This is a genomic window from Citrobacter sp. JUb117 (genome assembly GCF_024809055.1).
Taxonomy (GTDB): domain Bacteria; phylum Pseudomonadota; class Gammaproteobacteria; order Enterobacterales; family Enterobacteriaceae; genus Citrobacter; species Citrobacter gillenii.
In genome coordinates this window covers 201460-215021 of the sequence record NZ_JANUFB010000007.1, presented here as the reverse complement: position 1 = coordinate 215021, position 13562 = coordinate 201460, and the positions used below count along the sequence as shown (strand labels likewise).

The 13562-nt window shown below is 51.7% G+C and carries 13 protein-coding genes, 1 other RNA gene and 1 pseudogene; 9 read left to right on the top strand and 6 right to left on the bottom strand.

Annotated features, from left to right (window positions below):
- Positions 1-105 precede the first annotated feature (105 nt).
- From acrA to M2374_RS17425, 5 genes are all read left to right on the top strand, one after another.
- The gene (gene acrA / locus M2374_RS17445) at positions 106-1299 is read left to right on the top strand and encodes a multidrug efflux RND transporter periplasmic adaptor subunit AcrA (protein WP_096758038.1); all 1194 of its coding nucleotides are present in this window, start codon (positions 106-108) and stop codon (positions 1297-1299) included.
- 22 nt (positions 1300-1321) lie between these two features.
- Complete coding sequence (gene acrB / locus M2374_RS17440) at positions 1322-4471, top strand: efflux RND transporter permease AcrB (protein ID WP_096758039.1); 3150 nt, start codon at positions 1322-1324, stop codon at positions 4469-4471.
- Between the two features lie 488 nt (positions 4472-4959).
- Positions 4960-5334, top strand: coding sequence for an Hha toxicity modulator TomB (tomB, locus tag M2374_RS17435; RefSeq protein ID WP_115259201.1), 375 nt, complete (start codon positions 4960-4962; stop codon positions 5332-5334).
- A 27-nt stretch (positions 5335-5361) separates the two neighbouring features.
- The gene (locus tag M2374_RS17430) at positions 5362-5580 is read left to right on the top strand and encodes an HHA domain-containing protein (protein WP_002892050.1); all 219 of its coding nucleotides are present in this window, start codon (positions 5362-5364) and stop codon (positions 5578-5580) included.
- 381 nt (positions 5581-5961) lie between these two features.
- Positions 5962-6435, top strand: coding sequence for a YlaC family protein (locus tag M2374_RS17425; RefSeq protein WP_096758041.1), 474 nt, complete (start codon positions 5962-5964; stop codon positions 6433-6435).
- Between the two features lie 73 nt (positions 6436-6508).
- On the opposite strand, the gene ykgO is transcribed toward M2374_RS17425, so the two are convergent.
- Both ykgO and M2374_RS17415 read right to left on the bottom strand, forming a co-directional pair.
- Positions 6509-6649, bottom strand: coding sequence for a type B 50S ribosomal protein L36 (gene ykgO / locus M2374_RS17420; RefSeq protein ID WP_005125190.1), 141 nt, complete (start codon positions 6647-6649; stop codon positions 6509-6511).
- Between the two features lies 1 nt (position 6650).
- Positions 6651-6911 carry a type B 50S ribosomal protein L31 gene (locus M2374_RS17415; RefSeq protein WP_115259215.1) on the bottom strand — a complete coding sequence of 87 codons (261 nt, stop codon included), beginning with the start codon at positions 6909-6911 and terminating at the stop codon, positions 6651-6653.
- Positions 6912-7095: 184 nt separating this feature from the next.
- Here M2374_RS17415 and M2374_RS17410 point away from each other — a divergent pair, with 184 nt between their 5' ends.
- Positions 7096-8649 carry an EAL domain-containing protein gene (locus tag M2374_RS17410; RefSeq protein WP_115259216.1) on the top strand — a complete coding sequence of 518 codons (1554 nt, stop codon included), beginning with the start codon at positions 7096-7098 and terminating at the stop codon, positions 8647-8649.
- 53 nt (positions 8650-8702) lie between these two features.
- Here the strand turns inward: M2374_RS17410 and M2374_RS17405 are convergent, their stop codons facing one another.
- Both M2374_RS17405 and M2374_RS17400 read right to left on the bottom strand, forming a co-directional pair.
- On the bottom strand, positions 8703-9056 hold the full coding sequence (locus M2374_RS17405; protein WP_115259217.1) for a DUF1428 domain-containing protein: 354 nt from the start codon (positions 9054-9056) through the stop codon (positions 8703-8705).
- 82 nt (positions 9057-9138) lie between these two features.
- Positions 9139-9750: a YitT family protein gene (locus tag M2374_RS17400; RefSeq protein ID WP_146717226.1), complete on the bottom strand. Its 612-nt coding sequence runs from the start codon at positions 9748-9750 to the stop codon at positions 9139-9141.
- A gap of 88 nt (positions 9751-9838) precedes the next feature.
- On the opposite strand from M2374_RS17400, the gene M2374_RS17395 reads away from it, so the two are divergent.
- Positions 9839-11266: a PLP-dependent aminotransferase family protein gene (locus M2374_RS17395; RefSeq protein WP_096758046.1), complete on the top strand. Its 1428-nt coding sequence runs from the start codon at positions 9839-9841 to the stop codon at positions 11264-11266.
- A gap of 50 nt (positions 11267-11316) precedes the next feature.
- Here the strand turns inward: M2374_RS17395 and ffs are convergent.
- An RNA gene (ffs, locus tag M2374_RS17390) (signal recognition particle sRNA small type) lies at positions 11317-11413 on the bottom strand.
- 84 nt (positions 11414-11497) lie between these two features.
- Here ffs and M2374_RS17385 point away from each other — a divergent pair.
- Positions 11498-11887, top strand: a pseudogene (locus M2374_RS17385) (MGMT family protein).
- Positions 11888-11918: 31 nt separating this feature from the next.
- Here the strand turns inward: M2374_RS17385 and M2374_RS17380 are convergent.
- A complete protein-coding gene (locus M2374_RS17380) occupies positions 11919-12488 on the bottom strand; it encodes a YbaY family lipoprotein (protein WP_096758048.1) in 570 nt (189 codons plus the stop codon).
- A gap of 212 nt (positions 12489-12700) precedes the next feature.
- Between M2374_RS17380 and tesB the strand changes: the two genes are divergently transcribed.
- The gene (gene tesB, locus M2374_RS17375; RefSeq protein WP_096758049.1) at positions 12701-13561 is read left to right on the top strand and encodes an acyl-CoA thioesterase II; all 861 of its coding nucleotides are present in this window, start codon (positions 12701-12703) and stop codon (positions 13559-13561) included.
- The last annotated feature ends 1 nt before the right edge of the window (position 13562 follow it).

Sequence of the window (13562 nt, the reverse complement as noted above, 5' to 3'; positions counted from 1 at the left end):
TTTGTGAATGTATGTACCATAGCACGACGATAATATAAACGCAGCAATGGGTTTATAGGCTTTAAGCCATTGATCAATTTGAAATCGGACACTCGAGGTTTACATATGAACAAAAACAGAGGGTTAACGCCTCTGGCAGTCGTTCTGATGCTCTCAGGCAGCTTAGCGCTAACAGGATGTGACGACAAACAGGCCCAACAAGGGGGCCAGCAGATGCCAGAGGTTGGAGTTGTGACGCTCAAAGCTGAACCTCTACAGATAACAACTGAACTCCCGGGTCGCACCAGTGCTTTCCGCATTGCAGAAGTTCGCCCTCAGGTTAGCGGCATCATCCTGAAGCGTAATTTCACAGAAGGCGGTGACATTGAAGCGGGTGTGTCTCTCTATCAGATTGATCCTGCTACTTACCAGGCCGCATATGAAAGTGCAAAAGGCGATCTGGCTAAAGCGCAGGCGGCAGCTAATATCGCTCAGTTGACGGTGAATCGTTATCAGAAACTGTTGGGTACCAAGTACATCAGTCAACAGGAATACGATACCGCCAAGGCCGATGCGCAACAGGCAAATGCTGCCGTTATTGCCGCGAAAGCCGCAGTAGAAACGGCGCGTATTAACCTGGCGTATACCAAAGTCACGTCGCCAATTAGCGGCCGTATTGGTAAGTCTGCCGTTACGGAAGGTGCCCTGGTGCAAAACGGTCAGGCGACCGCGCTGGCAACCGTACAGCAGTTGGATCCGATCTATGTCGACGTCACACAATCAAGCAACGATTTCCTGCGACTGAAACAAGAGCTGGCGAACGGCAAGCTGAAGCAAGAGAACGGTAAAGCGAAAGTGGAACTGGTGACCAGCGACGGCATTAAATTCCCGCAGTCCGGTACGCTGGAGTTTTCTGACGTGACAGTTGATCAGACCACCGGTTCTATCACGCTGCGCGCCATCTTCCCTAACCCGGATCACACCTTACTGCCGGGTATGTTCGTCCGTGCTCGTCTGGAAGAAGGGATCAACCCAACGGCAATACTGGTTCCGCAGCAAGGCGTAACCCGTACACCGCGCGGTGAAGCCAGCGCGTTAGTTATCGGTGCTGATGACAAAGTGGAAACCCGCCAGATTGTGGCAGCACAAGCAATTGGCGATAAATGGTTGGTCACAGAAGGACTTAAGCCAGGCGACCGCGTGATTGTCACGGGGCTGCAAAAAGTACGTCCAGGCGCGCAGGTAAAAGCGCAGGAAGTCACCGCGGATAACAACCAGCAAGCCGCAAGCGGTAGCCAGCCTGAACAGTCCAAGTCTTAACTTAAACAGGAGCCGTTAAGACATGCCTAATTTCTTTATCGATCGCCCCATATTTGCGTGGGTGATCGCCATTATCATCATGTTGGCAGGGGGGCTCGCGATCCTCAAATTGCCGGTAGCGCAATATCCAACTATAGCACCGCCTGCAGTGACGATCTCCGCGACCTACCCTGGCGCTGATGCGAAAACAGTACAGGATACTGTTACGCAGGTTATCGAACAGAATATGAACGGTATCGATAACCTGATGTACATGTCCTCCAACAGTGACTCCACGGGTACCGTGCAGATCACCCTTACCTTCCAGTCAGGTACGGATGCGGATATCGCACAGGTGCAGGTACAGAACAAACTGCAGCTGGCGATGCCGTTACTGCCTCAGGAAGTTCAACAACAAGGGGTTAGCGTAGAGAAGTCTTCAAGTAGCTTCCTGATGGTTGTCGGTGTTATCAACACCAACGGCACCATGACCCAGGAAGATATTTCAGACTACGTGGGCGCTAACATGAAGGACGCCATCAGCCGTACTTCAGGTGTGGGTGACGTTCAGCTGTTCGGTTCCCAGTACGCAATGCGTATCTGGATGGATCCGAACAAACTGAACAACTTCCAGCTGACGCCGGTTGATGTGATCAACGCCATTAAAGCGCAGAACGCCCAGGTTGCAGCCGGTCAGTTAGGTGGTACGCCACCGGTGAAAGGCCAGCAGCTTAACGCGTCAATCATCGCGCAAACCCGTCTGACCTCTGCCGATGAATTCAGCAAAATTCTGCTGAAAGTGAATCAGGACGGTTCTCAGGTTCGTCTGCGTGACGTGGCGAAAGTGGAGTTGGGTGGCGAAAACTACGACATCATTGCGAAGTTTAACGGCAAACCGGCTTCCGGTCTGGGTATCAAACTGGCGACAGGTGCTAACGCCCTGGATACCGCTAGCGCCATCCGCGCTGAACTGGCGAAGATGGAGCCGTTCTTCCCATCAGGCCTGAAAATTGTTTACCCGTATGACACCACGCCGTTCGTGAAAATCTCAATTCACGAAGTGGTGAAAACGCTGGTGGAAGCAATCATCCTCGTGTTCCTGGTTATGTATCTGTTCCTGCAGAACTTCCGCGCGACGTTGATTCCGACCATTGCCGTACCGGTGGTCTTGCTGGGTACCTTTGCAGTGCTGGCCATTTTCGGCTTCTCGATAAACACCCTGACGATGTTCGGGATGGTGCTCGCCATCGGCCTGTTGGTGGATGACGCCATCGTGGTGGTCGAGAACGTTGAGCGCGTTATGGCGGAGGAAGGACTGCCGCCGAAAGAAGCGACGCGTAAATCAATGGGCCAGATTCAGGGCGCACTGGTGGGCATCGCGATGGTGCTGTCAGCGGTATTTATCCCGATGGCATTCTTTGGCGGATCTACCGGGGCAATCTACCGTCAGTTCTCCATCACCATTGTTTCTGCAATGGCGTTGTCAGTACTGGTGGCGTTGATTCTGACGCCGGCTCTTTGTGCCACCATGCTCAAACCGATCGCTAAGGGCGATCACGGAGAAGGCAAAAAAGGCTTCTTCGGCTGGTTTAACCGCATGTTCGATAAGAGCACCAACCACTATACCGACAGCGTTGGCGGCATTCTGCGCAGTACGGGTCGTTATTTGGCGCTGTATCTGATCATTGTCGTCGGCATGGCTTATCTGTTCGTTCGCCTGCCAAGCTCCTTCTTGCCGGATGAAGACCAGGGGGTATTCCTGTCCATGGCTCAGCTACCTGCAGGTGCTACGCAAGAGCGTACCCAGAAGGTGCTGGACGAAATGACGGATTACTATCTGACCAAAGAAAAAAATAACGTTGAATCGGTATTTGCCGTTAACGGCTTCGGTTTTGCGGGACGCGGTCAGAACACCGGTATTGCCTTCGTGTCGTTAAAAGACTGGAGCGAACGTCCGGGTGATGAGAACAAGGTCGAGGCAATCACCGCTCGCGCGATGGGGGCGTTCTCGAAGATTAAAGATGCGATGGTCTTCGCCTTTAACCTGCCCGCGATTGTCGAACTGGGTACCGCAACGGGTTTTGACTTCCAGTTGATTGACCAGGGTGGTTTGGGCCATGACAAACTAACACAGGCGCGTAACCAGCTGTTTGGTGAAGTGGCCAAGCATCCGGATCTGTTGGTCGGTGTTCGTCCTAATGGCCTGGAAGATACGCCGCAGTTCAAGATCGATATCGATCAGGAAAAAGCGCAGGCGCTGGGCGTTTCCATTAGTGATATTAATACAACTCTGGGTGCAGCATGGGGCGGAAGCTACGTGAACGACTTCATCGACCGCGGTCGTGTGAAGAAAGTTTACGTCATGTCTGAAGCGGAATACCGTATGTTGCCGGAAGATATTGGAAACTGGTACGTTCGCGGTAGCGATGGACAAATGGTACCGTTCTCCGCCTTCTCTACCTCACGTTGGGAATATGGTTCACCGCGACTGGAACGCTATAACGGTCTGCCTTCCATGGAAATCTTAGGCCAGGCTGCACCGGGTAAAAGTACCGGTGAAGCCATGGCAATGATGGAGCAACTGGCAAGCAAACTGCCGTCCGGTATCGGCTATGACTGGACCGGGATGTCCTATCAGGAACGACTGTCTGGCAACCAGGCTCCGGCCCTGTATGCCATTTCACTGATCGTCGTCTTCCTGTGTCTGGCAGCACTGTACGAGAGCTGGTCAATTCCGTTCTCCGTTATGCTGGTGGTTCCGCTGGGGGTTATCGGTGCGTTGCTGGCCGCGACGTTCCGCGGATTAACTAACGACGTTTACTTCCAGGTAGGCCTGCTCACAACCATTGGGTTGTCGGCGAAGAACGCGATATTGATCGTCGAATTCGCCAAAGACTTGATGGATAAAGAGGGTAAAGGGTTGATCGAGGCGACGCTGGATGCAGTTCGTATGCGTTTACGTCCGATCCTGATGACCTCGCTGGCCTTTATTCTTGGCGTTATGCCGTTGGTTATCAGCTCCGGCGCAGGGAGTGGCGCGCAGAACGCCGTTGGTACTGGCGTAATGGGCGGGATGGTTACAGCAACCGTACTGGCTATCTTCTTCGTTCCAGTGTTCTTTGTGGTGGTTCGCCGCCGCTTTAGCCGCAAGAATGAAGATGTTGAACACAGCCACCCGGTTGATCACCATTGATTCATCGCTAATGAAAAGGCCGCGCAAGCGGCCTTTTTTCTGGAAAAATCATAAAAATCACTTATTGTGATTACGTTTATTTTCTGCCGAGTGAATAAGCGATATAATCCCTGTAGGCTTAAAGGCTATTCTTAAGAATTCTTGAGGTTTCTTATTTTACCTGAATAATTATTAAGATTAATCCTAGCAGCTAATCTGCATTGTTAGAGGTTGCCTTTGATTGCTAAAGCTAACTCCGTTAACCTGATGATTGCCCGAACAATAAAGAAGTTGTTCCATTTCGAATACCTTCATTTTTAAGGTAAAATGTAAAAAGGGTGCCACATCATAATTTTACGCAATTGTAATTTTTCATGATATGACGATGAAATCTTTTTTAGAGTAGATTATAGTTAAATCATCAGGCGTCACGGGCAAGTTTCAGGTAGTTTGTTGTATCCACCCCGAAGGTGTTCGGTTAGTTTAAACCACTAAGAAGGGGATGCGCTATGGACGAGTACTCACCCAAACGGCATGATATCGCTCAGCTTAAATTTCTCTGCGAAACCTTGTATCATGACTGTCTTGCAAACCTTGAACAAAGCAACCATGGCTGGGTTAATGACCCGACTTCAGCAACCAGCCTGCAGCTCAACGAACTGATAGAGCATATTGCAACCTTCGCACTTAATTATAAAATTAAGTACAATGAGGACAATAAGCTGATTGCGCAGATTGATGAATACCTGGATGACACTTTTATGTTGTTCAGCAATTATGGTATTAATACGCAGGATTTGCAGAAATGGCGAAAGTCCGGAAATCGACTGTTTCGCTGTTTTGTCAATGCCACCAGGGCTAATCCTGTTAGTTTGTCTTGTTAAAAAATATTACAATCATAGGTAAGAGTTATGTCTGATAAACCATTAACTAAAACAGATTATTTGATGCGTCTTCGACGCTGCCAGACAATTGACACGCTCGAGCGCGTTATTGAGAAAAATAAATATGAATTGTCCGACAATGAACTGGCTGTATTTTACTCAGCAGCAGATCATCGCCTTGCTGAATTGACGATGAATAAGCTGTACGACAAGATTCCAACTTCCGTTTGGAAATTTATTCGCTAATTGTTCACGAGGTTAAGTCAGGTATCGCGTTAGATTTGTTTGTCTGGCTGACCACCTCCTCATATTTACAATAGTTATTTAATTCAAATCAGGTGACTTCGATCACAATAAGGTAATGGGAACGCTCCCCTGTGCGCATTGCGTTTTATTGTTTTGCCATAATGAACGTTCGGCAAACAGAAGATGCAGACTGTCCTGCATAACCTGTTGGGTCAAAAACACCGTTGTAGGCGGCAATCCTGCGCGCCTCATCAAAACGCTATACGTTCAAATGTAACTGTTATGCTAAATTGTGGTTAATCTGTTACTTTTTTCAGGCACTATCCCCTCTTAAAATGGGTCGATCCCACCTGAATATTGAAGACATCACGAAGGCAAGAGATGACAGAAATACAGCGCCTGCTCACCGAAACAATTGACGACTTAAATGTGCGCGAAAAGCGCGATAACAGACCGCGCTTTAGCATCAGCTTCATTCGCAAGTATCCGGGACTGTTTATTGGCATGTATGTCGCCTGGTTCGCCACGCTGGCGGTTATGCTGCAATCAGAAACGCTGGTCGATTCAGTGTGGCTGCTGGTGGTATTGTTTGTCATCCTCAATGGTTTTTTCTTTTTTGACGTCGCGCCGCGTTACCGTTTCGAAGACATCGACGTGCTGGACTTCAGAGTCTGCTATAACGGCGAATGGTATAACACCCGTTTTGTTCCGCCAGCGCTTATCGAGACCATTCTGCATTCACCGCGGGTGGATGGCGAACGTAAAGCCCAATTGCAAAAAATGATGGCGCGGAAAGGCGAACTCTCTTTCTACGACGTCTTCACGCTAACTCGCGCAGAAGCTGCCGGTCAGTAGCTTGCCTACCAGCCAATAAAAAAGTGCGTACCCGCTGGCACGCACTGGTTTCCCTGAAATGTTGGCAAAATGTCTAACGTCTTTTCTTCCTGCCCTGCACCGCTTTAAATCGCGGATTCGTTTTGCAGATAACATACAAACGCCCTTTGCGTTTGACTATCTGACAGTCAGGGTGGCGCTGTTTGGCACTGCGAAGTGAATTAAGAACCTGCATATTAACCTCGCTTAGTGCCAATAAAATGGCCAAAACGTTTCTGGAAGCGCGCCGCACTGCCTTCGTTGTCGAACGTCTTCTGCTTCCCGGTGTAGTACGGGTGTGATTTAGACGAAATATCAAGGGTCACGTAGGGATACGTTTGCCCCTCAAATTCAATCTCACGTTCCGTTTTGATGGTCGAACCGACCTTAAAGTACTCATTGGCACTGGTGTCGTGGAATACCACAGTACGATAAAAAGGATGGATATCCGGTTTCATAGCAACCTCTAATTGTTACATTATAACATAACAATAAAGTACACTACTCTCGTCCCTGGCTCAACCTCATTTACACAGTGGGTAATTAATCTGGAAATACCCCTCTTAAATCTATTAGGTCATTCGAATAGATTTTTCACTTTCGGATATACTTTCCCTACGCTGTGTAAATAAGGATATCACTGTGACAACACGACATTTGATCGGCCTGGTGACCGGAATACTGATTCTGTCCATCCTTGCGCCAGTGGGTTTGAGTCTGTGGCTGGCGTATCGTCAGGTTGAAACTAAATTTATGGACGAGCTTGATTCTTACACCAGCCGGGTTGCTTTGCGCACAGAAAGGGTCGGCGAGCAGGCGAAAAAAGCATTACGCCAGATTGAGACCTTCAAGGGAGAACCTTGCGGAACGGAACATTTACTGGAAATGCGTCGTTTGTCATACAGCTATCGTTACATTCAGGAAGTGGTGTACCTCAAGGACAACGTCCCGCAATGCTCTTCCCTCGAGAATAAAAGCCGTGCTGTCGCCTTCCCTGCGGCGATGAAAGTCACCGAGGATGGCTACCGTGCCTGGTTAACCACGGATAACGACTTAGGTATCCAGCGTTTTATGGCTGCATTAGGCAGCGAAAACTATGTGGTGATGGTCGATCCCGCCACATTCATTGACGTTGTTCCGTTTGGTTCGTGGCCGATTGATGTCGCCATTATTGGCGCCGATAAAAGCAGGATTGTCACCAGTAGCGGAACGCTACCAGAAGATATTTTGCAAAATTTTCAACAAGATAATGCCACTACGCATTTGCAAAAAGAGGGCGTTATTTACAACGCCCGCCCCTTCCCTGCATTAGGTATTACCGTCGTCAGCTGGGCATCTACGCTGCCGCTGAAAAAAATATGGCACCGACAGGCGCTTATCTGGCTCCCGGCGGGAATTCTTATCGGTCTGCTGACCGCCGCCTTTGTTCTGCGTATTTTACGTCGTTTGCAGTCTCCCCATCATCAGTTGCAGGAGGCTATCCAGCGCCGTGAAATTAAGGTGTACTATCAGCCGATCATTTCTCTTCGTACCGGGAAAGTGGTAGGTGCCGAAGCGCTGGCCCGTTGGCCGCAGCCCGATGGCAGTTTTCTCTCACCAGAGATTTTCGTCGCGCTGGCACAGCAGACCGGCCTGACAACCCCTCTCACTCGCCTGATTATCGAAAGCGTGTTTGACGATCTGGGCAAATGGCTTCATCACCATCCGGAGCAGCATATCTCCATCAATCTTGAAGCCGATAATCTGACATCAGAAACGCTGCCAGGTCTGCTCAGCCGGAAGGTGAATCACTATCAGATAAACCCGTCGCAAATTGCACTCGAACTCACAGAACGCGCCTTTGCCGATCCGAAAACCAGCGCTCCGTTCATCGCCAAGTACCGCCAGGCAGGCCATTCGATTTACATTGATGATTTTGGCACCGGTTATTCCAGTCTCAGTTACTTGCAGGATCTGGATGTCGATATTTTGAAGATCGATAAATCGTTCGTGGATGCGTTGGGATACAACAACGTGACGCCGCATATTATCGAGATCGCAAAAACGCTGAAGCTGGAAATGGTGGCAGAAGGTATCGAGACGAAAAATCAGGAAGAGTGGCTACGACAGCATGGCGTGCAGTACGGCCAGGGCTGGCTATACAGTAAGGCATTGCCAAAGGCAGAGTTTATCCTGTGGGCGGAGACACGACTGTAGCCGACATGCGAAAAGATTGAGATGGCTGGCGGCACGCCGCACAGCCAGTCACGTCAGTCATCCATAATGGGCGAGAATCCACCGTAGATCATGCGCTTGCCATCAAAGGGCATCGATTCGCCAAATTCCTTCATTCGGGGATCGGACATCATCTTCTGATTCGCCGCGTCACGGACTTCTTTTGAAGGATACTCAATCCAGCTGAATACCACTTCTTCATGATCCTGCGCTTTTACCGCCATGCGAAAATCGGTCAATTTGCCGTCAGGGACATCGTCTGCCCAGCATTCCACCACGCGCAATGCACCGAACTCCTTGAAAAGCGGAGCCGCTTTTGCCGCCATCGCGATATACGCCTCCTTGTTTTCAGCGGGTACGGCAACCACAAAACCATCAACATACTTCATGAGAAAAGCCTCCGAAGTTTACTGCGCGGCAAGCCAATTCTGGCCGCGTCAGTCGAGATTAAGTTTAGTCGTCAGCCCGCGATCATGCCGTAGGTTCATTCCGAACCCGAATGCGTGACTGCGGCTGATGCCGAAACCACGGCAGGCAAAGCTGAATGAGCGGACCAATCGCCAGTGCATACAGCACCGTACCAACGCCCAGGGTTCCCCCGAGTAGCCAACCGATAAACAACACCGACACTTCGATGGCCGTTCGAATTCGCCTCACCGGCCAACCGGTACGCGCGTGAATGCCGGTCATCAGACCATCTCGTGGGCCAGCACCGAACCCCGCACCGATATACAGACTGGTCGCTAAGGCGTTCAGTATCACCGCAGATACCAACAAACCGCTGCGGGCAAACAGGGATTCAAATCCCGGGATTACCATCAGCGCCACATCAGCCGCCAGCCCAATCATAATGACATTACTCAATGTGCCAAACCCCGGACGCTGGCGTAGTGGGATCCATGCCAACAGGACCAATACGCCCACGGCAATAATCACCAAGCCGATGTTCATCGACAACAGATTTGCCACACCCAGATGAAAAACGTTCCAGGGATCAGCGCCTAAATCCGCACGCACAAACATCGCCGTCGACACGCCGTAAAGCGTCAGCCCGATAAACAATTGCAGTAAACGACGCAGCATGCTTTTCTCCTCTCCCTGCGCAGACAGTCTTCATCTTCAACGCAATTGGCACTATGATTAATGACCAGTTTCCAAAAAGTGGACTGCAATGTCATCTCGTCGTTATGGAAGTCAGTCTCTCCAGCGCCTGCTCGGGCACTGGCAGGAGAGTCCCTCACGTACCCCAATCTGGCGACAGCTGGCCGAAGCCTTGCGTCTGCTGATACTGGATGGCCGGCTGGCGCTGGATAGCCGGCTTCCCGGCGAGCGCGAACTTGCTACGGTGCTGGAAGTCAGCCGAACAACTATCGCCAGCGCAATGGCACAGCTGCGGGAAGAAGGATATCTGGAAAGCCGCCAGGGTAGCGGCTCACGGGTGATCCTGCCGGAACATATTCGCCATGTACCGACTCGCACCGTCACCGGTACCGCACTCGATCTGTCCACCGCCGCGCTCAGCGCAGGTCCCGAAATTCATCAGGCTTACCAGCAGGCGCTGTTTGCCATACCGCAGCATCTATTAAGTTCCGGGTATCTGCCCCAGGGGCTACCGTCTTTGCGCGAATCCATTGCCCGGCATTACTGCGAACGCGGATTACCCACGCAGCCGGATGAGGTTATGGTGGTCAATGGTGCAGTCAGCGGGCTGGCGCTGATCCTGCGGTTGCTTACCGGTCCAGGCGATCGCGTAGTGGTTGATCATCCCACTTACCCGCTCGCTATTGCGGCGATTCAGGGGGCCTCCTGCCGACCGGTGGGGGTGTCACTGCCCGAACAGGGGTGGGATACTGCGGGTCTTGTCGCCACCATCGCACAAACCGCCCCACGCATGGCCTACCTGATGCCGGATTTTCACAATCCTACCGGACGTTGTATGGACGCCGCCACACGCCAGGTGGTGGCCGATATCGCCGCCAAAACGCACACCACGCTGGTGGTGGACGAAACCATGGTCAATCTGTGGTATGACGCCCCACCACCACCGCCGCTCGCCGCCTTCAATCGCGATGCACCCATCATTATGTTGGGGTCTGCCGGTAAAAGTTTCTGGGGAGGATTACGTCTTGGCTGGGTGCGGGCGTCATCACGGACTATTGCCGCACTGGTGCAAACCCGCGACACGTTCGATTTAGGCTCACCGGTGCTGGAACAGCTCGCTACCGGCTGGCTGCTGGATAACGCCGCGCAGTTTCTCCCGGACAGAAGACAACTGCTCACCGCCAGACGCGACCAGTGCCATACTCTGATGCGATCGCATTTCCCGGAATGGCAATTTACCCAACCGCAGGGCGGGTTATCTTTCTGGGTAGAATTGCCCGATACGCTGGCGACGCTGTTTGCCACTCGCGCCGACAGCGCCGGTATTCAGTTAGGTACCGGAACGCGCTTTGGGTTAGCGGGTGCATTCGATCGTTTCTTACGCATGCCCTTCGCGCTGCCGGATGACACGATGCGCGCCGCCTTCAACACATTGCAGCCGATCTGGGACACTCTGCGTTCACAGGCAAGTCATGGGAAAATACGTAAAATAATCTAAGTGACGAGGAAAGGTGAAAGAGATTGCCGAACGGCAGAATTGGGTGGGGGCCCTGCCAGCTACATCCCGGCACACACGTCATCTGCCTTGGCTGCTTCCTTCCGGACCTGACCTGGTAAACAGAGTAGTGTTGCGGGAGAACCAACAGAGCCCCCATTGAGAGCGTTGTTAACCAACGCGCAGGCGCATTATCACTGCTGCACCGTGTAATTGCAACCCATCCAGCACCAGATGCTGTTTTCTTGTGCAATGCGGCTTCACTCACCCGCCATTCCAGATTATGCTGGGGAATTAGCGCAGGAATAAATGATGGATATACAAGACTCTTTCCCCCAACGCGTCTGGCAAATTGTCGCCTCAATCCCCGAAGGATTCGTCACTACCTATGGTGATGTCGCCAGACTTGCCGGATCTCCGCGTGCAGCGCGTCAGGTCGGCGGCGTCCTCAAACGGCTTCCCGAAGGCAGCACCCTGCCGTGGTATCGAGTCGTTAATCGCCATGGTGCTATATCGCTGACCGGGCCGGATCTACAGCGCCAGCGTCAGGCATTGCTGTCTGAAGGGGTGGTGGTTTCGGGAAGTGGGCACATCGATTTACAACGTTATCGCTGGGTGTATTAACCCTCCCCTGGCGGAGAGGGTTATGCCAGTCTTAGTACTGCGTAGGTGCAGGGACGGCTGAAGACGGATTCACCTGCGTGGGAGACGTTGACGGCACCGTAGTTGCCGCACCACCGCTGGCCTGAACCGGAACTTCCGTATGCTGAACAGGAACCAGCGTCAGATCGGCCTTGGTACCGCCCTGGTTGATAACCGGCTGCACGGTGTCCGTAATAAACACCAGTTTGTCGTTCACCATAATGGCTGCACTCAACAAAATACGGGCGTTCGGCTGAATATCTGCCGGGTTAAACGGCAGCACAAAGCTAAATGGCGCCTGCTTCCCTTCAGTACGCACCGCTTTTTGCGACAGAACTTTTGACGGGGCATCCGCCAGCGAAGCGTCCGACAGTGTGACGGTCAGTACGGCATCCGGTGGCAGCGCAACTTTCTGGCGGATCCACACCGTACCAGAAACATTCGGCTGTTGAATTTTTGACTGTGTGTCAGCAATTGACGTAGTAGGGCTTGGCGCAGGCGTCTGAATATCTGCACTTTTATCAGCACAGGCCGCCAGCGCGACCGCAACGGCTAAACCACTTACCATGTGCACGAGTTTCATTAAATTCTCCTTATCGTCAATGCACCAGCGAGAACTTTCCTCGCCAGAAGAGTGGTTAACAAAAACATAACGTGACTAAGTGTGGCACAAAGTAGCTATTTTTGCCTGCAATCGACCGGTAATTCAGACAATTGCACCCATCGGACCACTTTCAAAATTGCGTTATACTCTGCCTACTTCGCTGCGACATCGACATGACCTGGAGAGCACCTATGAGTCTGGCACTAAAAAGTTTGCTGACATTGTTGAATTTGGAAAAAATTGAAGAAGGACTCTTTCGCGGCCAAAGTGAAGACTTAGGATTACGCCAGGTTTTTGGCGGGCAGGTCGTCGGACAGGCGCTGTATGCCGCTAAAGAAACCGTGCCGGAAGAGCGGCTGGTGCACTCCTTTCACAGCTACTTTTTACGTCCTGGCGATAGCCAAAAACCGATAATTTACGATGTCGAAGTGCTGCGCGATGGTAACAGTTTCAGCGCTCGCCGCATTGCCGCCATCCAGAACGGGAAGCCCATTTTCTACATGACCGCCTCTTTTCAGGCGCCGGAAGAGGGCTTTGAACATCAAAAAACCATGCCGCACGCACCCGGGCCCGACGCGCTGAAATCCGAAACCGAAATTGCCCGTTCAGTGGCACATCTGCTGCCGCCGCTGTTGAAAGAGAAATTTATCAATGACCGCCCACTGGAAGTGCGTCCGGTGGAGTTTCATAACCCGCTCAAAGGCCATGTCGCCGAACCGGCACGCCAGGTGTGGATCCGCGCCAACGGTACGGTGCAGGACGACCTACGCGTGCATCAGTATCTGCTGGGTTACGCCTCCGACCTGAACTTCCTGCCTGTGGCGCTACAACCGTACGGAATTGGTTTTTTGGAGAAAGGGATTCAGATAGCCACTATCGACCATTCGATGTGGTTCCATCGTCCTTTCAATATCAATGAGTGGTTGCTGTATAACGTCGAGAGCACCTCTGCCTCCGGTGCACGGGGCTTTGTGCGCGGGGAATTTTATACACAGGACGGCGTGCTGGTTGCCTCTACCGTACAGGAAGGGGTGATGCGCAATCGCAACTGAT

Coding starts and splice junctions, on each gene's coding strand:
- acrA (WP_096758038.1), top strand. CDS start 106: ATGAACAAAAACAGAGGGTTAACGCCTCTGGCAGTCGTTCTGATGCTC.
- M2374_RS17395 (WP_096758046.1), top strand. CDS start 9,839: ATGTCATCTCGTCGTTATGGAAGTCAGTCTCTCCAGCGCCTGCTCGGG.
- ykgO (WP_005125190.1), bottom strand. CDS start 6,649: ATGCAGGTTCTTAATTCACTTCGCAGTGCCAAACAGCGCCACCCTGAC.
- M2374_RS17430 (WP_002892050.1), top strand. CDS start 5,362: ATGTCTGATAAACCATTAACTAAAACAGATTATTTGATGCGTCTTCGA.
- tomB (WP_115259201.1), top strand. CDS start 4,960: ATGGACGAGTACTCACCCAAACGGCATGATATCGCTCAGCTTAAATTT.
- M2374_RS17405 (WP_115259217.1), bottom strand. CDS start 9,056: ATGAAGTATGTTGATGGTTTTGTGGTTGCCGTACCCGCTGAAAACAAG.
- M2374_RS17400 (WP_146717226.1), bottom strand. CDS start 9,750: ATGCTGCGTCGTTTACTGCAATTGTTTATCGGGCTGACGCTTTACGGC.
- M2374_RS17380 (WP_096758048.1), bottom strand. CDS start 12,488: ATGAAACTCGTGCACATGGTAAGTGGTTTAGCCGTTGCGGTCGCGCTG.
- M2374_RS17425 (WP_096758041.1), top strand. CDS start 5,962: ATGACAGAAATACAGCGCCTGCTCACCGAAACAATTGACGACTTAAAT.
- acrB (WP_096758039.1), top strand. CDS start 1,322: ATGCCTAATTTCTTTATCGATCGCCCCATATTTGCGTGGGTGATCGCC.
- tesB (WP_096758049.1), top strand. CDS start 12,701: ATGAGTCTGGCACTAAAAAGTTTGCTGACATTGTTGAATTTGGAAAAA.
- M2374_RS17415 (WP_115259215.1), bottom strand. CDS start 6,911: ATGAAACCGGATATCCATCCTTTTTATCGTACTGTGGTATTCCACGAC.